Origin of the sequence: Nocardioides sp. LHG3406-4 (assembly GCF_049897745.1) — a bacterium.
Classification (GTDB): domain Bacteria; phylum Actinomycetota; class Actinomycetes; order Propionibacteriales; family Nocardioidaceae; genus Nocardioides.
In genome coordinates this window covers 862,489-881,361 of record NZ_JAFCWV010000002.1, presented here as the reverse complement: position 1 = coordinate 881,361, position 18,873 = coordinate 862,489, and the positions used below count along the sequence as shown (strand labels likewise).

Below are 18,873 nucleotides of genomic sequence, written 5' to 3'. Positions count from 1 at the left end.
CCTACCAGGACGTCGACAGCGGGCGACCCTCGTGGAAGCCCGCCGCGCTCTGCACGCCGACCACGGCGCGCTCGTGCAGCTCCTCGAGCGTCGCGGCTCCGGCGTACGTGCACGCCGACCGGACTCCCGCGCAGATCTCGTCGATCAGGTCCTCGACCCCGGGCCGGGCCGGGTCGAGGTACATCCGCGACGACGAGATGCCCTCCTCGTAGAGCCCCTTGCGAGCCCGGTCGTACGCCGACTCCGTCGCCGTGCGGTTGGCGACGGCGCGCGCGGACGCCATCCCGAAGCTCTGCTTGAACAGGCGTCCGTCGGCGTCCTGGAGCAGGTCGCCGGGCGACTCGTGCGTGCCCGCGAACCACGACCCGATCATCACCGACGACGCACCCGCCGCCAGCGCGAGCGCGACGTCGCGCGGGTGGCGCACTCCCCCGTCGGCCCACACGTGCCTGCCCCGGGCGCGCGCCGCGGTTGCGCACTCGACTACGGCGGAGAACTGGGGTCGGCCGACGCCGGTCATCATCCGCGTCGTGCACATGGCGCCGGGCCCCACGCCGACCTTGACGATGTCGGCACCTGCATCGATGAGGGCGTCGGCGCCCTCGGCAGAGACAACGTTTCCGGCCGCGACCGGCACGCCCGGGTCGAGTGACCGCACCGCGCGGAGCGCGTCGATCATCCGGTCCTGGTGGCCGTGCGCGGTGTCGACCACGAGGCAGTCGACGCCCGCCGCGAGCAGCTCCTTGGCCTTCACCGCGAGGTCGCCGTTGACGCCTACGGCGGCCGCGACACGGAGCCCTCCGGAGGCGTCCACGGCGGGCGTGTAGAGAGTCGCGCGCAGGGCGGCGAGCCGGGTGAGCACCCCTGCGAGCCGACCGTCGGGATGCACGGCCACGGCCAGCGGCCGACGCGACGCGTCGATGCGGTCGAAGGCGTCGCGCGGGTCGGTGTCGGCGTCGATCCTCACGAACGACGGGTTCATCACGTCGCGCACCTGCGCGAAGCGGTCGACGTCGGCACAGTCCGCCTCGGCCACCACTCCCACGGGCCGCCCGTCCTCGACGACCACGGCGGCCCGGTGCGACCGCTTGGGGATCAAGGAGAGCGCCTCCGCCACCGTCTGCTGGGGCGCGAGCTCGATGGGGGTGTCGAAGACGAGGTGCCGGCTCTTCACCCAGCCGACCACGTCGGCGACGACCGGGATCGGGATGTCCTGCGGGATCACCACCAGCCCGCCGCGCCGGGCCACCGTCTCGGCCATCCGCTTGCCCGCCACAGCAGTCATGTTCGCCACGACGAGTGGCAGCGTGGCGCCGGTGCCGTCAGCGCTGGCGAGGTCGACGTCGTACCTGCTGGCGACCGCGGACTGCCGAGGCACCATGAAGACGTCGTCGTAGGTCAGGTCGTGGGCGGGGACCCTGTCGTGGAGGAAGCGCACGCACCCCAACGTACCCGCGGGCGCCTCGGGAGCTCGTGGCCGCGAGGGCTTCGCGAGCATGACGGGCGTGGGTAGCGGTACTCACCGACGGTTGCGTACCTGCCCAGGTCACGTGGCCCCGGATCTCGACCAGCGTGGAGCCATGAGCACTCCGAACCAGTCCAAGAACACCAACGCCTTCTACATGCAGGCCGCCATCTCCTTCGGCATCGCCCTGCTGACGATGGTCTTCGCGATCATCTACCTGCCCGTCGACCCGTGGATCCGCGCGTTCCTCGGCATCGGCACGCTCTACCTGACCACCTCGGCGTTCACTCTCGCCAAGTGCGTGCGGGACGCCCAGGAGAACCAGTACGTCGTGTCCCGTCTCGACCAGGCCAGGATCGACAAGATCCTGGCCGACCACGATCCCTTCAAGGCGGTCTCCTGACCCGGTCCGCCATGCGTGACGAAGGCCCACCCGCAGCAGCGGGTGGGCCTTTGGCGTGTCAGGTCACTTCAGCTCGGCGGACGACAGCCCGAGCACGCGGCGGGCCACGATCAGCTGCTGGATCTGCTGGGTGCCCTCGAAGATGTCGAGGATCTTGGAGTCGCGTGCCCACTTCTCGAGGAGCTCGTGCTCGCTGTAGCCGACCGAGCCACACAGCTCGACGCACGAGAGCGTGATGTCGGAGGCGACGCGACCCGCCTTCGCCTTGGCCATCGAGGCCTCCAGCGAGTTGGGCCTGTGGTTGTCGGCCATCCAGGAGGCCTGCATCGTCAGCAACCGGGCTGCCTCCCAGTCGGCCTCCATCTGGATGAACTTTGCGGCCGCGGCGACCTGCACCCCGACGGGGCGGTCGTAGTCGATCCCGACGCCGGCCCGCTGGAGCAGGTCCCGGGTGAGATCGAGCGCAGCCTTGGCACACCCGATGGCCATGCCGGCGACCAGCGGCCGGGTGTTGTCGAAGGTCGCCATGGCACCGGCGAAGCCCTGCTTGTCGTCGATGTCGGCACTGCCGAGCAGGTTGGCGGCAGGGATGCGGCAGTCGGTGAAGGTGATCGCCGCGGTGTCGGAGGCGCGGATGCCGAGCTTGCGCTCGAGCCGCTCGACCTTCATTCCGGGCGTGCCCTTCTCGACCACGAACGGCTTGATGGCCGCCCGGCCGAGCGAGCGGTCCAGGGTCGCCCACACCACGACACTGTCGGCACGCTCCCCGGCTGTGACGTAGATCTTCTCCCCGTTGATCACCCACCAGTCGCCGTCCCTGACCGCGGTGGTGCGGATGTTCGCGGAGTCCGATCCGGTGCCGGGCTCGGTGATCGCCATCGCGGCCCAGCTGCCGCCGAAGCGCTTGAGCTGCTCGGCGTCGGCGACCGAGGCGATGGCGGAGTTGCCCAAGCCCTGCCGGGGCATCGCGAGGAGCAGGGCGGTGTCGCCCCAGCACATCTCGGCGATCGAGAGCACCGAGGCCAGATGGGCCCCGTTCCTGACGGAGCCGTCGCCGGCACCGGCGTGCTCACGGCGTACGCCGGAGGCACCAGCGCCCTCCGACGAGCCGGACTCGGCGAACCCGTCGATCATCGCCGCGAGCATGTCGAGCTCCTTGGGGTACGCGTGCTCGGCGCGGTCGTACTTGCGGGAGATCGGGCGCAGCATGTTCATCGCGACCTGGTGGACCTGGTCGACCAGCATCCGGTGCCGCTTGGGGGTCTCGAGGCTGATGGTCATACCAGGACGCCGCCTTCCATGATCGCGACGGCACGCAGGTCGCGGTACCACCGTTCGACCGGGTGCTCCTTGACGAAGCCGTGGCCACCGAGGAGCTGCACGCCGTCGAGCCCGATCCTCATGCCCTTGTCGGCGCACAGGCTGCGGGCCATCGCCACGTCGCGGGCGACGTCCCTCCCCTGTGCCGCACGGCTGGCGGCGCGCCAGGTGAGCAGGCGCATCGCCTGGAGCTCGATCGCGATGTCGGCGACCATGAACGCCACCGACTGGCGGTGCGCGATCGGCTCGCCGAACGCCTCGCGCTCCTTGACGTACGGCGTGACGTAGTCGAGCACGGCCTGGCAGGTGCCGACCGCGAGAGCACACCAGGCGAGCCGCGAGAGCCGCACGCACTCGGCGTACGTCGACCCGTCGGCCTCGCCGAGCACCTCGGCCGGAGCGCCGCTGAGCGTGAGGGTGGCCAGCGAGGCGGCGCGCACGCCCATGGACGGGTCGTCCTCGACCTCCAGGCCGTTCGCGCCCGACTCGACGAGGAACAGCGTCGGTCGCCCGTCGAGCATGGCGCCCACCACGAAGAGCTCAGCCTCGGCGCCGCGCGGGACCATGGACTTCACCCCGCTCAGCGAGTAGCCGTCGCCGGTGCGTGTGGCCGTGGTCGCGGGGCGCATCACGTCGAAGAGCACGGTCGGCTCCGACAGCGCCAGGGCAGCGGCGGGCACGTCGTCTCCGGTGAAGGCCGGCAGGTAGGTCTGCTGCTGCTCGTCGCTGCCCCACAGGCCGAGCGCGGTGGCCACGGCGCCCGGGGCGAGGGTCGCGACGGCGAGCCCCATGTCGCCGTGGGCGAGCGCCTCGGCGACGAGCACCCCGGCCACGGCGGACCGCTGCTCGGAGATGCCACCGAGGCTCTCGGGAACTCCCAGGGTCGGCAGCCCGATCTCGAGGCCGGCGGCGAGAACCTTGTCGGGAGCCGCGCACGCGTCGTCGGCCGCCGACGCGGCCGGGCGCACGACGTCGGCGGCGAACTCGGTCACCACGTCGACGAGCAGCTGCTCGTCGTCCGTCGGCGTCAGGTCGAAGACCCCGGTCGCCTGCGCGGCCGGCACCCGTACGCCGGCAGCGCCCCTGCGGCCGCGCCGGGCGAAGGCCCGGCTTGCCGCGGTGGCGGTCCTGAACCCGTTGCGGGTGGCGGCGTAGACGGCCTGCTCGGCCTGACGGCGGAGGCCGACGCGGTCGATCAGGTCGCTCTGGGCCAGCTTGTTGAGCGCGGCGACGGCGTAGCCGAGGGGGTCGCGGCTCTCGCTCGAGGCGAGGCCGAAGCGGGCGCGACCAGGAGGTCGCAGCCGGGGAAGGTTGGGCATACGGCTAAACGTAACTCTGTGTTACACGATGCGCCATCAGGCGCTGCGTGTCGCGGGTCACCCGCTCCCTAGGATGTCGCCATGTCGCGCAAGAACGCCGAACCCACCCTGCGGGCGCCGTACGGCCCGCTTCCCGAAGGCGGCACCGTCCGCGCCATGACCCGCTGGGGCACACCCGTGATGCACCGTCCCCAGGCACTGGTCAGCGGGTACGACGACGCGCTCCGGTCGCTGGCCGCCGACATGGTCGCCACGATGTACGCCGCCGACGGTGTGGGGCTGGCCGCGTGCCAGATCGGCGAGGACGTGGCGATGTTCGTCTTCGACTGCCTCGACGACGATGACGAGCGCTGGGTGGGCGTCGTGTGCAACCCCGTCATCACCCTGCCGGAGGGGCGCGACCGTCGCCTCGACGACGGCGACGAGGGCTGTCTGTCGTTCCCGGGAGCCTTCGTGGAGTGCCCGCGACCCGACTGGGCACGAGTCGACGGCTTCGGCCTGGACGGAGAGCCGGTCTCCTACGAGGGCACGGGACTGCTGGCCCGGTGCCTGCAGCACGAGACCGACCACACGCTCGGCACGGTCTTCGCCGACCGGATCTCGGCCAAGGTGCGCAAGAAGCTCGAGAAGGCACAGGAGAAGGTCGCCGGCGACTTCCCTCCCGACTGGCCGGCCGGCGGGGGCCACGACGCGTGAGCGCACCCCAGCGCGTCACCACCCGCAACGCCCGCTTCCAGCAGTGGGAGGCCCTGCTCACGAACCGGTCGAAGCGGCATCGCCTCGGGGAGTTCCTCGTGCAGGGCGTCCGGCCGATCACGCTCGCCGTCGACCACGGCTGGCGCGTGCGCACGCTGCTCCACGACGGCCGCAGTCAGTCGTCGGCCTGGGCAGGCCGGCTGTGGGACACCCTGGACGCCGAGCGCTTCCTCGTCGCTCCGGAGCTGCTCGCCGAGCTGGGCGGCAAGGAGGAGCCGCCGGAGCTGCTGGCGGTGGTGGAGATGCCCGAGGACGATCTCGAACGACTGGGCGACCACGCCCAGCACGGTCCGCTCGTGGTCTTCGACCGGCCGTCTAGCCCGGGCAACATCGGCACCCTGGCCCGCTCGGCCGACGCGTTCGGCGCCGCCGGCCTGATCGTGACCGGTCATGCAGCCGACCCCTACGACCCGCGCTGCGTGCGGGCCAGCACCGGCTCACTGTTCGCCCTCACGGTGGTGCGCGCGCCGGGCCATGCCCCGGTGGTGGAGTGGGCGCACGAGCACGGCTACCGCATCGTGGGCACCGACGAGTCCGGCACGGTCGACGTCGACGCCGCCGACCTCTCGGGGCGCGTGCTCCTCGTGGTGGGCAACGAGACGAACGGGCTCAGCCAGGGGTGGGCCGAGGCGTGCGACGAGGTGGTGAGCATCCCGATGGCAGGCAGCGCCAGCTCGCTCAACGCGGCGACCGCCGGGTCGTTGGTGCTCTACACGGCGATGCGGCAGCGGGCGGCGCGATAGGCACGCAGTCTCTTACTGGGTGTGTCCCTATTGGCTGGGTGAGTCGCGTAGGCACTGTGCGGGGCATGCCGTACCCAAGCGATCTGACCGATGAGCAGTGGGACCTGCTCGAGCCCGTCTTCCACGCGCCGGGCAAGCGCGGCCGCAGGCACGCCGATGACCTCCGGAGCGTCGTGGACGCCATGCTGTACATCGCCCAGACCGGTTGTCAGTGGCGCTACCTCCCGGAGTCGTTCGGGCCGTGGACGCGGGTCTGGTCGCAGTTCCGCCGCTGGTCACGCAACGGCACGTGGGCACAGGCGTTGACGGTGTTGCACGCGGTCGCACGCCGACAGGACGGAAGGGCGGAGGAGACCGCCTCGATGGTCGTCATCGACACCCACCTCGCACGTGGAGCATCGAACGGGGGGTTCACGTTCCACGACCGAGGTGGCCCCTACGGTCGCACCAAAGGCGCCAAGCGTGTCGTGGCCGTCGACGTCACCGGCCTTCCGGTGGCTGCCGTAGTCGTGGCCGCTTCCACCCACGAGAACCGGGCCAGCGACCTGATGTTGGAGCACCTGACCCAGCAGGGCGTCACCGACCGGCTCGAGCTCGTCTTGGTGGATCGCGGCGTCACTGCGGCCGCCGCACGGGACCTCGGTCGGGAGCATCACGTCGAGGTCCGTCGGGTGGGTGGGACGACAAGCAGCCGGTCTTCCGCCCCATCGGGCACGCCTGGCGCGTCGAGGTCGCCCACGGCCGCCTCGGACGCTCTCGCCGGCTGGCGAAATCGTTCGAGAACACGACCACTTCGGCCTCGGGCTGGCTGCAGGTCGCCTGCATCGCCACGACATTGCGCCACCTGTCCCGAGAACGAGCGCGCCGGCGCCCAGTTGGCCTCGCAGCCCGAGCACGCCGGGGGCGGACCGCACTCATCGCGGCAGATCAGGACGCCGCCGGCGCGACGCTTGTCGACCCGGCCTTACGTGGCGCGGCACTCGGCGGCGCGGACGTCCGTCGCTGTGAAGGGACCCGGCTGCTGCGGTTCCGGGGAGTAGAAGATCACGGTGACGCAGTCACCTACTCGCATGGACGAGGTGACCCGGTTCTTTATGAAGCACTCACCGGTGCCTCGGGCGCGGCGACGCACACCCCCGTGCCGTGGACCTCGCTGACCTGGCCGGTGAGCGAACTCGTCGGCGCCGGCGCCACGCCGCAACCTGACGTGGACGCAGCAGCAAAGGCGACCTCAGCGGAGACCCAAACGCGCATGACTCACTCCTCTACCAGTAACCGCATGGTGCACCAGACAAGAGCGACGAGGCGCTCATCGGCAGAGCCGGACGAGGCTTGTGGCGCCGGCCTACTGGATTCGGGTCTTGGTCGCGCCCTACCTCGGTTCCCGTCCTCGGTCGTGAGGGTGAGTCGAGTCCTGGGCCGGGGCGTACCGAGGTGCAGGGCGCCGAGCGCGTTGCGCATATCCGGGCTCGTTCCCAGTGCAACTGGGGCGGGTAGGGGCTGGGGACGTAGAAGTTCCAGCAGTTGTCGTACCAGGAGAACCGGTCCCCCCAAGCGGTGATTCCGCGCAGCATTCGGGATGGGCACCCCGGCTGTTGCTCGTAGTCCTCGCTGGCCTCGAACTCGGCGTTGAAGGCGGCCACCTCGTCCGCGCCGAGCCGGGCCTGCCGGACAGTGGCGGTGTACTCGCACAACACGGCGTCGATGAAGTTGATGTCGTGCTCGAGGACGAGCGGCGTGTCGAGCGTGCGGTTGGGGGCGCACCGCGCGCGGAGGTTCACCGCGGGAGGCGTCTGGATAGACCGCTGCTTCCACAGCGCGTGGCTGAACGCGGCGACGACGTCGTCGCCGCCCCGGTAGGTGGCGTCGCCCCGGTCGAGGTCGCCGCAGCCGCCAGGATTTACGGTCACCGCCAGGTCAGTGTCGCGGTAGCTGAACCACAGCACCTGGGTGGGGCGCCGACGCCAGCGCGGATGTCGCCCTCGTCCCATAGGGTTCCGGCGTTCACGATGCCAGCGACGAGGAGTGGCTCAGCGCTGGCCGCCGGGCCTGCAGGGCAGGCGACGGTGGGCGACACGGTGGACATTGCCGACGTCGACTCACGCGCCATGGAGCGGGCGCGGGGCTGAGGAGTTCCCCGAGCAGGTCGAGGGCGGTCACCGCGCCGACTGACTCTGCGTCAGTCGGTGCGCCGCCACGTCCGCACGGCCAGGGCAAGGCACGCCGCTGAGACGACGGCGCGGAACCAGCCGAAGTCGTCGTCGAGCAGCCAGATCCCGGTCGACAGGCCTAGGAGCCCCCAGAGCGCCGCCTCGAACCGGCGCTTGTGAGCGTGGTCCGGGGTGAACCGGGCGGCGTACTCCTCGGGCGTGCCGAACTCCTCATGCACCGACCGCCCAACCTCGGCAGCGTGGGCATGAGCCTCGGCCACAATGCTGTGCACCCGTCCGCCCGGCAGGGAGTACCGAGTGCGCAGGATCTCGGTGAGTGCCGCCGACCACTGCGCCTCGGGAGGGGTGGTAGCCGTCAGGTGGCGCGACCTTCGGTGTCGGCGGCTCCACGCCGCCAGTCCGATCGTGGTGCCCAGGCCGATCACCATCGAGATGGCCCCGAACCGCAGGACGTTCTCGGTCGTGGCCCCGTCCCGGACCTGCAAGAGCACGAGGAACACGAGGGCGGACGCCGCCGACAGGGCGAGGCCGTGCTCGAGCGCCCAGCGCCAGGAAAGGACGTCCGGAGTCGTCAGCACCAGGTGGCCCTCGCTGCTCCACCGCCCGTAGAGCGAGTTGGCGTGCTCGCGGGAGCTCCCGAAAAGGTCGGTGGGTGACTCCTGCGTCTCCCGGACCAGGGCGAGTGCCTCCTGCATGCCCTCTCGGACCTGACCGGCATCGACGTCGCGCGTCAGCAGCGCCCACGCGACGGCCCAAGCCCAGACGCCGTCCATGTCCACGCCGCGCGCGTGGCCGAAGGCGTCGATGGTCGCCGCCAGCGGCGTGGTGGCCTCAGCCATGGTTGATCGTCTCCCTGCTCATCCTCGACAGCGTCTCTGCCAGCTCCTGCCAGGAGGCGAGCTCTCGGTCCAGCCGTTCGCGGCCGCTCCCGGTCAGGTCGTACTCCTTGCGTCCCGGACCGCCGTGCCCCTCGACCCACGCAGCCTCGACGTCGCCGGCCTCCTCGAGCCGGCTGAGCGCCGGGTAGAGCGAGCCGCCCTTGAGCAGCCCGAAGCCGTGGGCGGCGAGCGACTGCCCGATGGCGTAGCCGTGGAGGCGCCCGTCGGTGAGGCTCGCCAGCACGGCGAGGTCGAGCGCGGCGCGAACCCAAGGGGCCGGCCACCTAGCTGCATCGGTCATGTATCTAAGTACAGCACATATCTAGTACTTGCACCGACGCTTCAGCTCCCCGCCAGTTGGGCGCTCCACCAGATCGTCCGATGGTGCATCACCATCGCGTCTTCGAGGTGGGCACCGAATAGGTGATAAGTGCCCTCGTGCACCGCAGCGCTTGGAGATGGATGGCGAATGCATCTGGGCTCGCCGGGCCCCCGACCGGCCCTAGGTCACGGGCGATGCTCTATGCCTCTGCGTGTCCGTCCCCACATCCGCTCATCGGCAGATCCGGTAACTGGCGTCGCCAATAGGGACAAACCCAGTTAGGACGTCATACGGATGGGGCCGCCGGAGGCTCTGTCCGTATGACGTCCTGGGCGCGCACGGAAGACGACCGGCTGGTCAGCGGCGCGCGGCGACGTAGCAGGCGACCGCGGTCGCGGCGGCGACGTTGAGAGAGTCGATGCCCTCGCGCATCGGGATGACAGCCCGACGGTCGGCACTCTGCTCCCACCGGCTGCTGAGGCCGTGGCCCTCCGAGCCGAGGACGAGGGCGAGCCGGTCGACTCCGGCGACTGCCTCCTCGACCGGCACGGCATCGTCGGCGAGCGTCAGTGCCACGGTGGTGAAGCCGGCGTCGACGAGCCCCGGCAGGGCGTCGTACCAGTCGGGGAGACGGGTCCACGGCATCGTGAAGACCGCGCCCATCGCGACCTTGATCGCCCGGCGGTAGAGCGGGTCGGCGCACCTCGGGGCGAGCAGGACCGCGTCGAAGCCGAGTGCGGCGCCGGAGCGGAAGATCGCACCGACGTTGGTGTGGTCGACGATGTCCTCGAGCACCAGCACCGATCGTGCGCCGTTCAGGACCTCCTCGACCGACGGGAGGGCACGGCGCTCGAGCGAGGCCAGCGCGCCCCGGTGCACGTGGAAGCCGGTGACCTCCTCGGCCAGTGCCTCGGACAGCACGAAGCACGGCGCGTCGGAGGTCGCGAGGACGTCGTCGAGGCCGCCGAGCCAGCGCTCGGCCATCAGGAAGGACCGCGGGGCGAAGCCCGCCTCGACCGCACGGCGTACGACCTTCTCGCCCTCGGCCAGGAAGAGCCCGTGCTCGGCCTCGAGGTGCTTGCGGAGCTCGACGTCGCGCAGGTCGCGGTAGTCGGCCAGCCGAGGGTCGGCGGGGTCAGTGATCGGGGTGAGAGAGGCCATCGCCCGAGAAGTATCCAGCACGCGCGACGCGCACCACCTCGCCGATCACGATGATCGCCGGCGGCGCCACGCGCTCCTCCGCCATCCGGGCCGCGAGCGTGCCGAGCGTCGCCAGCACGGTGCGCTCCTCCGGCATGGTGCCGTCGACGATCACGGCGACCGGTGTGTCGGGGTCGCGGCCGCCGTCGAGGAGTGCCTTCGCGATGGCGGGAGCGTTCTCCACGGCCATCAGGAGCACGACGGTGCCCCGCAGCGCCGCGAGCGCCGGCCACTCGACGAGCGAGTCGGGGTGTCCGGGCGGGACGTGCCCGGAGACGATGGTGAAGTCGTGGGCGACGCCGCGGTGGGTGACCGGGATCTGCGCGACCGCCGGCACGGACACCGCCGACGACAGACCGGGGATCACCGTCACCGGCACGCCCGCCTCCTGACAGGCGAGCAGCTCCTCGTAGCCGCGGCCGAACACGAAGTTGTCGCCGCCCTTGAACCGGATCACCCGCTTGCCCTGCCGCGCGCGGTCGATGAGCAGCTCGTTGATCTGCTCCTGCCGGGCCGAGCGGCCGCGGGGCAGCTTCGCGACGTCGATCAGCTCCACGCCGGGAGCCAGCTCGTCGAGGAGCTCTCGTGGTGCCAGCCGGTCGGCCACCACCACGTCGGCACTCGCCAGAGCGTGGCGCGCGGCCACCGTGACCAGCTCGGGATCGCCGGGCCCACCGCCGACCAGCACCACGCCGGGCGTCGTGTCGAGGGCGCCGGACGCGTTCAGGTGGCCGTCACGCAGCGCGGTGATGATGTCGTCGCGCAGGGCCGCTGACTGCTTCGGCTCGCGGTTGCCCAGCACCGCCACGGTGACCGAGCCGTGCCGGCCGGTGGCCGGCGTCCAGGCCGTGGCCTCGATCGCGTCGTCGCTGCGGACGCAGAAGATGCGCCGCTCGTCCGCTGCCGACGAGATCGCCGCGTTGGCGTGGGGGTCGTTGGTGGCGGCGATGACGTACCACGCGCCATCGAGGTCGGCGTCCTCGAAGCGGCGCAGCACCAGGGTGATCTCGGCGGCCATCCCCTCCAGCGCGGGGGTGACCTCGGGAGACACGACCGTCACGTCGGCGCCCGCCGCGATGAGCGCCGGCACCCGCCGCTGGGCCACGTGCCCACCGCCGACGACGACGACCTTCTTGCCGGTCAGGCGGAGGCCGGTGGGGTACGGCGGATGGTCGGTCACGCGTCCATTGTGGTGTGACGCCCGGTTGCCGCTGGCTACAGTCCGAGTCATGAGCATCGAACGCCCGATCGCCCCGAACCCGTACGACTTCCTGCCGGCCACCGCGTCGTTCACCGTCACGAGCGACGATGTGACGGACGGGCAGCCGCTCAAGGACGACCAGGTCGCCGACGGCGGCAACACCTCGCCGCAGCTCTCGTGGGAGGGCGCGCCCGAGGGGACGAAGTCCTACGTCGTCACCTGCTTCGACCCCGACGCCCCCACGCCCAGTGGCTTCTGGCACTGGGCGCTCGTGGACCTGCCGGCAAACGTCACGTCGCTCGACGCTGGAGCCGGCGCCGTCGGGGCCGATCTGCCCGGCGACGCCTTCATGCTGCGCAACGACGGCGGCGAGGCCGGCTTCATGGGTGCCGCTCCCCCGCAGGGCGACCAGGTGCACCGCTACTTCTTCGTCGTGCACGCCGTCGGCGAGGACTCGCTCGGCATCGACGCCGACGCCTCCAACGCCGTGATGAGCTCTAACCTGGCGTTCAAGGCGGTGGGCCGGGCGACGGTGATGGGGACCTACCAGCACTGACGCCCGGCCACCCCCACCTCAGGGACGCGCCTCGAACACCAGGTTGAACGGCGTCTCCGCGACCCTGCGGAACCGGGTGAAGCCGGCGTCGGTGACGACCTGCCGGATGGCCGCCTCGCCCGCCTGGGCGCCGAGCGCGTAGCCGCCGGGCTGCGACATGGCGTTCGGCACGCACAGGTACGTGGAGAACCCGTAGTAGAGCCTGCCCACCGGGTTGAGGTTGGACTCCACCGTGTCGCCGGCCGCGGGCTCCACGATCATCCAGGTGCCGTCGGTGGCCAGGCTGCCGCGGATGCGCTGTGCTGCGCCCAGCGGGTCCCCCATGTCGTGGAGGCAGTCGAACGTGGTCACCAGGTCGAGCCCGCTCTCCTCCAGGGACTGCGCACCGGAGACCGTGAAGCTCACCCGGTCGCCGAGCGCCGCCTCGGTGGCGCGATCGCGGGCCGCCCGGATCGAGCCCTCGTGGTAGTCCGAGCCCACGAACCGGCTCTTCGGGAAGGCCTCCGCCATCAGGATGGTCGAGGCGCCGTGGCCGCAGCCCAGGTCGGCCACTGAGGCACCGCGCTCGAGGCGTTCCTGCACCCCGTCGAGGGCCGGGATCCACTCGGTGAGGAGATGCATCAGGTATCCGGGACGGAAGAACCGCTCGCAGCCGGTGAACACGTCGCCGTCGTGCTCGTGCCAGCCGAAGCCGCTGCCGTCGCGGAAGGCCTGCTCGATCTGCGACTGCGCCTTGAGTGCGCCGAGGGCCAGCTCGTAGGCCCCGGGCAGGAAGACCGGTCCGTCGGGATCGGTCAGCGCGAACGCCTGCTCCGGCGTCATCGAGTACGTCGCGCTGGCGGCGTCGTACTGCACGTAGCCGCCGGCCGCCTGGCCTCGCAGCCACTCCTCGACGTACCTCGGGTCGGTGCCGGTGGCGGCGGCCAGCCGCCGGGAGTCCGTGGCTCCTTGGGCCAGCGCGCGGTAGAGGCCGAGACGGTCGCCGAGAAGGACGTTGCCGGCGCCGACCGTGGCACCGAGGTCGCCCACGAACCGGCCCACGAACGCCATCAGCGCGTCCATGTCGATCGGGGCCGGCTCCGGGGCGGTGGGCTGGTCTGCGGACTGGTCGCCGGACTGGACAGTGCTGGTCATGAGGGACTCCCCTGGTCGGTGCATCCGGGTGGATGCTGGTGAGCAGCAGCGTCGCCCGCCCCGGTTGCAGCCACCTTGCAGCGCAGATTCAGGGCAGATCCAGGGCAGCTGCAGGAACGGAGGTACCACCGTGCGAGCACGCGAGCCGGACCTGCGGGGGTGGGTCCACCGCGACGGCGTTCGCGTCGGCTACGAGTCGTTCGGCGACGGCGACACCGTCGTGGTCTTCCCGCCTGTCGACCTGATCGTGCACAGCGCCATCTGGAAGGCGCAGGTGCCCTACCTCGCCCGGCACTTCCGAGTGGTCACCATCGATCCCCGGGGCAACGGCCGCTCCGACCGGCCGCTCGACCCCACGGCGTACGCCGAGCTGGAGCACGTCGCCGACACGATCGCCGTGATGGACGAGCTCGGCGTCGCCTCAGCGGTGCTGGTGGGCATCTGCAACTCCGCCTGGCTGTCGCTGATCTGCGCTGCGACGCACCCTGACCGTGTCCTCGGTGTCGTGGCGATCGCGCCCTACGCCAAGGACACGACCCCGCCCCTGCGCTCACGTCGCGACGCAGCTGCGAGGTTCGACGAGAGGCTGTCGTCGTACGAGGGGTGGCACTGCTACAACCGGCACAGCTGGCTCGAGGACTGGCCCGGTTTCGCCCGGTTCTTCTTCGAGGCCGTGTGCAACGACCCGCACTCCACGAAGCTGGTCGAGGACGCCGTCGGCTGGGCACAGGAGAGCACGGGCGAGGTCCAGGTCGCCGCAGCGGATGCGCCGGCGTACGTCGAGACGGTCGAGGACGCCGAGAGGATGCTTCGCTCGATCGAGCGCCCCGTCCTCGTCATCCACGGGACCCATGACGCCTGCCAGCCGGTCGGGCGCTTCGACACCGTCGTCCGGCTCACGGGCGCGGAGCGGCTCGTCATCGAGGGCGGCGGCCACCTGCCGATGGCGCGCTACCCGGTGGCGGTGAACCATGCGATCAAGGGGTTCGTCGACCGGGCGGCGCAGATCCTGCCGCCGGACAGGCGCCTGGACCGGGGCTCCCGAAGACGTCCGAGTGTCCTCTACCTGAGCTCGCCGATCGGCCTCGGGCACGTCCGTCGTGACCTGGCGATCGTCGAGGCCCTGCGCGAGGTGCGTGACGTCGACGTGCAGTGGCTGACCCAGTCCCCCGTCAGCGACTTCCTCGAGCACCGTGGGGAGCGGGTCCACCCGGCCTCCAGGTTCCTGGCCAGCGAGTCGGCGCACATCGAGGCCGAGTCGGGCGAGCACGACCTGCACGCCTTCCAGGCCATCCGCCGCATGGACGAGGTGCTGGTCAACAACTTCATGGTCTTCGACGAGCTGGTCAGCCGTGAGGGCTTCGACCTCTGGGTCGGCGACGAGGCCTGGGACCTCGACCACTTCCTGCACGAGAACCCCGGGCTCAAGCGCGCCCCGTTCGTCTGGATGACGGACTTCGTGGGCTGGGTCCCGATGGCCGACGGCGGCGAGCACGAGGCGATGCTCGCGGCCGACCTCAACGCCGAGATGGTCGAGCACGTCGCGAGGCTCCCCTCCCTGCGCGACCGGGCGATCTTCGTGGGCGATCCGGACGACGTCGTCGACCTGCCCCTCGGTCCGGACCTGCCGGGCGTGCGGGAGTGGACCGAGGCACACTTCGACTTCGCCGGCTACGTCATGGGCGCGCGGCCTGACCCGGCGGAGCGCGGCGCACTTCGCCGGCGCCTGGGGTACGCCGACCGCGACGTGGTGTGCGTGGTCAGCGTCGGCGGCTCCAGCGTGGGGCGGCCGCTGCTGCGCAAGATCGTCTCGGCCTACCCCGAGGCGAGCCGGCGGATCCCTGGACTGCGCATGGTCGTGGTCACCGGGCCCCGCATCGACCCCTCGTCCCTGATGGCGCCGGAGGGAGTCGAGCTGCACGGCTTCCTACCGGACGCCGACCTGCACCACGCCGCCTGCGACGTTGCCGTGGTCCAGGGTGGGCTGAGCACGACGATGGAGCTGACGGCGAGCGGCCGGCCGTTCCTCTACTTCCCGCTCGGCCACCACTTCGAGCAGCAGGTCCACGTCCGGCACCGGCTCGAGCGCCACCGCGCCGGTCGGTGCCTGAGCTACCTCGACGTCGACCCGGCCGGCATCGCCGACGCGCTGGTCGAGGAGGTGGGACGGCCCACGTCGTACGTCGAGGTGCCGCCCGGCGGCGCGCACCGGGCGGCTCAGCTGGTCGCCGAGCTGATCTGAGCCAGCTCGGCCTCGGTGCGCTCGCGCAGCGCGGCCCAGGTCGGACCGGTCGCGCCGAGCAGCGGAGCGAGCAGTCCGGCGGCCCGCTCGGGGTCGGCGTCGCGCCAGGCACGGGCGGCCAGCAGGTAGACGTCCGACGCGGTGACCCACGCACCGCCCGCGGGAGGGTCGATCGCCTCGACGAGCCGCGTGGCCTCGGCCCGGACGGCCTCGTCTCCCGTGGCCACGGCCAGCGGGGCGAGACAGCGCAGCCGCCACGCCTGTGCCTGGGCGGGACTGGTCACCTCGAGCCCGCGTCGGGCGACGGCCGCCGCCTCGTCGGTCCGCCCCGCCTCCAGGAGCGTCGCGGCGTAGATGCCGGCCGCGGCGGCGTACCACCACGGGTGATCGGTGCGCGAGGTCTCCTCGAAGGCACGCAGGCCCTGCGCGGCAGCTCCGTCCAGGTCGCCCGCCAGCCGGCGGAACCACGCGTCATGGGCCCGGAAGAACCCCGAGTAGGCGGCGTAGCCGCTCCTGCGGTTCAGCTCGACCGCCTCCTCGACCCTTTCTGCGGCAGCCGACCAGTCACCCGCGGCGGCCGGCACATAGGACGACTCGAAGACCGTCCACTGCAGGAGCCAGGTGGCCTGACGGCGCCGCAGGAGGGGCTCCAACTCGTCGACGACCTCGGCGAGCTCGACCGCGGCGCCCAGGTGGGCCAGCACGGTCTTGAGCCCGTCGAGGGCCAGCACCAGGGCGTCCTCCGAGGACGCGGCCCGGCACCGGACCAGGTTGTGCCGCGCCCGCTGGAGGGCGGCCCCGAAGCGCAGCTCGCTGGCCTCGAGGATGGCCAGCCGGCCGGAGAAGTCGCTCTCCGCACGCCGGTCGCCGAGACCGGACGCGAGCCGCAGCCCTGTCTCGAGCGATTCGGCGACCTCGCCGTAGGGCAGGTGCAGAGCCACCGGCACGTCGCCGCCGCGGGCCCGCAGGGCGGCCATCTCGAGCCGCCGGTCGCCGGCGAGCCGAGCGATCCGCAGTGCCTCGTCGACGTCGGCGAGTGCTGCTGCGAAGGCCGTCCGGGCCTCGTGTGCCCGCGCCCGGACCAGCAGGATCCTGGTCCGGAGCGAGAGGGCGACGGCCGCCTCGAGGCCGCGGTCGAGAAGGGCGACCGCGTCGTCCGCGGCCGAGCGGGAGAGCGCCGCGCGCCCGGCCAGCAGCCACCCCTCGGCGGCCCGTTCGGGGTCGCCCGCTTCGAAGGCGTGCTGTGCCATGGTCTCCGGCCGGTCCGCCGACAGGTCGGCCGCGCGGCGGTGGTGGGCCACGGCCACGGCCGGTGGCAGCGCGGTGTGGACGCACTCCTGCACCAGGTCGTTGACGAACTCATAGTGGGTCCCGACCCGGACGAGCAGTCCGCAGCGGACCAGCTCCTCGCACGCGTGTGCCGCAGCCAGCTCGCTGAGGCCGCAGAGGTCGGCGACGACCTGCGGGTCCACGCGGCCGGGAACGACCGAGGCTCCCTCGAGGACGCTGCGTGCGGCCGGGTCGAGGCGCCAGACCCGTGCCTGTACGGCGACCGCCAGGGTCTCGGGGACGCCGTCGTCACCTGCCGCGAGCGCCCGGAGGCACTCCACGACGCTCAGCGCATGACCAGCGGTGCGGGCCTGCACCTCTGGCGCGCGGGCCGACAGCCCCGCCGCCGAGGCGAGGGCCTCGACCGCCGACGGTGGGAGCGCCCCGACCGACAGCCGGGTCGCGCGGTCGGCCACCCGGGTCACGGTCTCGACAGACTCGGAGCGGACGGCCCCCACGAGCAGCACCGGCGCGTCCGCCACCCGGTCGACGAGGTGGCCGAGGAGGTCGCTGGTCGCCGACCCGCCCTCCTGGAGATCGTCGAGCATGAGCAGCACGGGGCGGCGCATGGCCAGTCTGCGGAGCACGGCCGCGACCGCGTCGTAGGCCCGTCGCCGTTCGATCGCCGGGCTCGGAGTCGGCTCGAGAGGCACCGCGACGAGCCCGGTGAGCTCGGGCACCAGGGAGGTCCACACCCAGGTGTGGTCACCGACGAGCTGGGCGAGCTCTGCGGGGCCTGCGGCCAGGAGGACCGGGCGGAGGGCGTCGACGTACGGCTGGAGGAACAGCGAGCGCTCGGCCGGGCGGCAGCGTGCCCGGAGCACGTGTCCCCCGCTCGCCTCGGCCACGGCCGCCGCGGCATCGAGGAGCCGGGTCTTGCCGTTGCCTGCCTGCCCGTCGACGAGCACCAGGCTCCCCGCGCCCGACCCGGCGCGCACCCACTGGTCGTCGAGGACCCTGAGCTCGGGCTCCCGCCCGACCAGCACCGGGCCTCTGGTGCGGTGACCGGATGCCGTCCCTTCGGACGGCAGCACCTCCCCGCGCAGGAGGGCGAGGTGCAGCCCGCGGGTCCGGCTGTCCGGCTCGGCGCCGAGCTCCTCGCGCAGGCGTCGCGCGAGCTGCTCGTACGCCGTGAGCGCGGCCGTCGCATTGCCCCCGGATGCGTGCGCACGCATCAGCTCCCGGACGGCCCGCTCGTCGAAGGGGTCGGCCGCCACGGCGTCCATGGCCGCGGCAGCCGCCGCGGCAGGATCCGTGTCGAACACCGCGGCAGCGAGCAGGTGCCTGGCCCGCCGCCTCAGCTCGTCGGCTTCCCGGCGGACGGCGAGCACCCACTCCGCGTCCGCCTGGTCGGCGAGCGCCGGTCCGGCTCCGAGCAGCCCGAGAGCCCGGCGGGCAGCGGCGGCGGCCAGTGCGGTGGCTCCAGCGGCGGCACGGTCCCCCGCCTCGGCCACGAGCCCGGCGGCCTCGTCGAGGTCCACGACGCAGGCGTCGGTCGCGAGCGCGTAGGCGTGGCCGAGCGTCACCAGCAGGCTGTCACCGAGGACCCTCCTGGTGCGACTGACGAGCGTGGCGACGTTCGCTGCCGGATCGGCGGGCGGCGTCGCGGGCCACAGCGCGTCAGCGAGCCTGTCGGCCGTGACCGCCGAGCCGCGAGATGCGGCCAGGAGAGCCAGGAGGGTGCGCGCCTTGCGGCTCCCGAGCTCGTGGCCGGTCAGCGTGCCACCAGGGGTGTCGACGGTCATGGCCGACGAGAGCCGGATCCGGACCAGAGCGGCCACGACCCCTCCTCCCAGCCGGGGCTGCTCCCAGTATCGCGCCGGCACCCCCGGGC

The 18,873-nt window shown here is 72.1% G+C and carries 16 protein-coding genes; 6 read left to right on the top strand and 10 right to left on the bottom strand.

Annotated elements, in window-relative coordinates:
• Nucleotide 1: 1 nt before the first annotated feature.
• The gene (locus tag ACP7BP_RS10315) at nucleotides 2-1,438 is read right to left on the bottom strand and encodes a GuaB1 family IMP dehydrogenase-related protein (RefSeq protein ID WP_426244508.1); all 1,437 of its coding nucleotides are present in this window, start codon (nucleotides 1,436-1,438) and stop codon (nucleotides 2-4) included.
• A 142-nt stretch (nucleotides 1,439-1,580) separates the two neighbouring features.
• Between ACP7BP_RS10315 and ACP7BP_RS10310 the strand changes: the two genes are divergently transcribed.
• Nucleotides 1,581-1,868 carry a YiaA/YiaB family inner membrane protein gene (locus ACP7BP_RS10310; RefSeq protein WP_426244507.1) on the top strand — a complete coding sequence of 96 codons (288 nt, stop codon included), beginning with the start codon at nucleotides 1,581-1,583 and terminating at the stop codon, nucleotides 1,866-1,868.
• A 63-nt stretch (nucleotides 1,869-1,931) separates the two neighbouring features.
• On the opposite strand, the gene ACP7BP_RS10305 is transcribed toward ACP7BP_RS10310, so the two are convergent.
• Both ACP7BP_RS10305 and ACP7BP_RS10300 read right to left on the bottom strand, forming a co-directional pair.
• Nucleotides 1,932-3,149 carry an acyl-CoA dehydrogenase family protein gene (locus ACP7BP_RS10305; RefSeq protein WP_426244506.1) on the bottom strand — a complete coding sequence of 406 codons (1,218 nt, stop codon included), beginning with the start codon at nucleotides 3,147-3,149 and terminating at the stop codon, nucleotides 1,932-1,934.
• The gene (locus ACP7BP_RS10300; RefSeq protein ID WP_426244505.1) at nucleotides 3,146-4,507 is read right to left on the bottom strand and encodes an acyl-CoA dehydrogenase family protein; all 1,362 of its coding nucleotides are present in this window, start codon (nucleotides 4,505-4,507) and stop codon (nucleotides 3,146-3,148) included. The genes ACP7BP_RS10305 and ACP7BP_RS10300 overlap by 4 nt, the downstream gene beginning before the upstream one ends.
• An 81-nt stretch (nucleotides 4,508-4,588) precedes the next feature.
• Here ACP7BP_RS10300 and def point away from each other — a divergent pair, with 81 nt between their 5' ends.
• From def to ACP7BP_RS10285, 3 genes are all read left to right on the top strand, one after another.
• Nucleotides 4,589-5,203, top strand: coding sequence for a peptide deformylase (def, locus tag ACP7BP_RS10295; protein ID WP_426244504.1), 615 nt, complete (start codon nucleotides 4,589-4,591; stop codon nucleotides 5,201-5,203).
• Nucleotides 5,200-6,006 carry a TrmH family RNA methyltransferase gene (locus ACP7BP_RS10290; RefSeq protein ID WP_426244503.1) on the top strand — a complete coding sequence of 269 codons (807 nt, stop codon included), beginning with the start codon at nucleotides 5,200-5,202 and terminating at the stop codon, nucleotides 6,004-6,006. Before def ends, ACP7BP_RS10290 begins: the two co-directional genes overlap by 4 nt.
• Before the next feature lie 65 nt (nucleotides 6,007-6,071).
• Entirely contained in the window at nucleotides 6,072-7,046 is a 975-nt protein-coding gene (locus ACP7BP_RS10285) for an IS5 family transposase (RefSeq protein ID WP_426244786.1), read from the top strand.
• Between the two features lie 225 nt (nucleotides 7,047-7,271).
• Here the strand turns inward: ACP7BP_RS10285 and ACP7BP_RS10280 are convergent, their stop codons facing one another.
• The 5 genes from ACP7BP_RS10280 to cobA all read right to left on the bottom strand — a co-directional run bounded on the left by ACP7BP_RS10280 (nucleotide 7,272) and on the right by cobA (nucleotide 11,757).
• Complete coding sequence (locus ACP7BP_RS10280; protein ID WP_426244502.1) at nucleotides 7,272-7,916, bottom strand: hypothetical protein; 645 nt, start codon at nucleotides 7,914-7,916, stop codon at nucleotides 7,272-7,274.
• 269 nt (nucleotides 7,917-8,185) lie between these two features.
• Entirely contained in the window at nucleotides 8,186-9,016 is an 831-nt protein-coding gene (locus tag ACP7BP_RS10275; RefSeq protein WP_426244501.1) for a hypothetical protein, read from the bottom strand.
• On the bottom strand, nucleotides 9,009-9,356 hold the full coding sequence (locus tag ACP7BP_RS10270; protein ID WP_426244500.1) for a PadR family transcriptional regulator: 348 nt from the start codon (nucleotides 9,354-9,356) through the stop codon (nucleotides 9,009-9,011). The genes ACP7BP_RS10275 and ACP7BP_RS10270 overlap by 8 nt, the downstream gene beginning before the upstream one ends.
• A 378-nt stretch (nucleotides 9,357-9,734) precedes the next feature.
• Complete coding sequence (locus ACP7BP_RS10265; RefSeq protein WP_426244499.1) at nucleotides 9,735-10,538, bottom strand: TrmH family RNA methyltransferase; 804 nt, start codon at nucleotides 10,536-10,538, stop codon at nucleotides 9,735-9,737.
• Complete coding sequence (gene cobA, locus ACP7BP_RS10260) at nucleotides 10,513-11,757, bottom strand: uroporphyrinogen-III C-methyltransferase (RefSeq protein WP_426244498.1); 1,245 nt, start codon at nucleotides 11,755-11,757, stop codon at nucleotides 10,513-10,515. The genes ACP7BP_RS10265 and cobA overlap by 26 nt, the downstream gene beginning before the upstream one ends.
• A gap of 49 nt (nucleotides 11,758-11,806) precedes the next feature.
• On the opposite strand from cobA, the gene ACP7BP_RS10255 reads away from it, so the two are divergent.
• Nucleotides 11,807-12,334: a YbhB/YbcL family Raf kinase inhibitor-like protein gene (locus ACP7BP_RS10255; RefSeq protein ID WP_426244497.1), complete on the top strand. Its 528-nt coding sequence runs from the start codon at nucleotides 11,807-11,809 to the stop codon at nucleotides 12,332-12,334.
• Between the two features lie 18 nt (nucleotides 12,335-12,352).
• Here the strand turns inward: ACP7BP_RS10255 and ACP7BP_RS10250 are convergent, their stop codons facing one another.
• Nucleotides 12,353-13,468 carry a class I SAM-dependent methyltransferase gene (locus ACP7BP_RS10250; protein WP_426244496.1) on the bottom strand — a complete coding sequence of 372 codons (1,116 nt, stop codon included), beginning with the start codon at nucleotides 13,466-13,468 and terminating at the stop codon, nucleotides 12,353-12,355.
• A 130-nt stretch (nucleotides 13,469-13,598) separates the two neighbouring features.
• Between ACP7BP_RS10250 and ACP7BP_RS10245 the strand changes: the two genes are divergently transcribed.
• The gene (locus ACP7BP_RS10245; RefSeq protein WP_426244495.1) at nucleotides 13,599-15,710 is read left to right on the top strand and encodes an alpha/beta fold hydrolase; all 2,112 of its coding nucleotides are present in this window, start codon (nucleotides 13,599-13,601) and stop codon (nucleotides 15,708-15,710) included.
• Here the strand turns inward: ACP7BP_RS10245 and ACP7BP_RS10240 are convergent.
• Complete coding sequence (locus tag ACP7BP_RS10240) at nucleotides 15,686-18,820, bottom strand: ATP-binding protein (protein WP_426244494.1); 3,135 nt, start codon at nucleotides 18,818-18,820, stop codon at nucleotides 15,686-15,688. The genes ACP7BP_RS10245 and ACP7BP_RS10240 overlap by 25 nt on opposite strands.
• Between the last annotated feature and the right edge of the window lie 53 nt (nucleotides 18,821-18,873).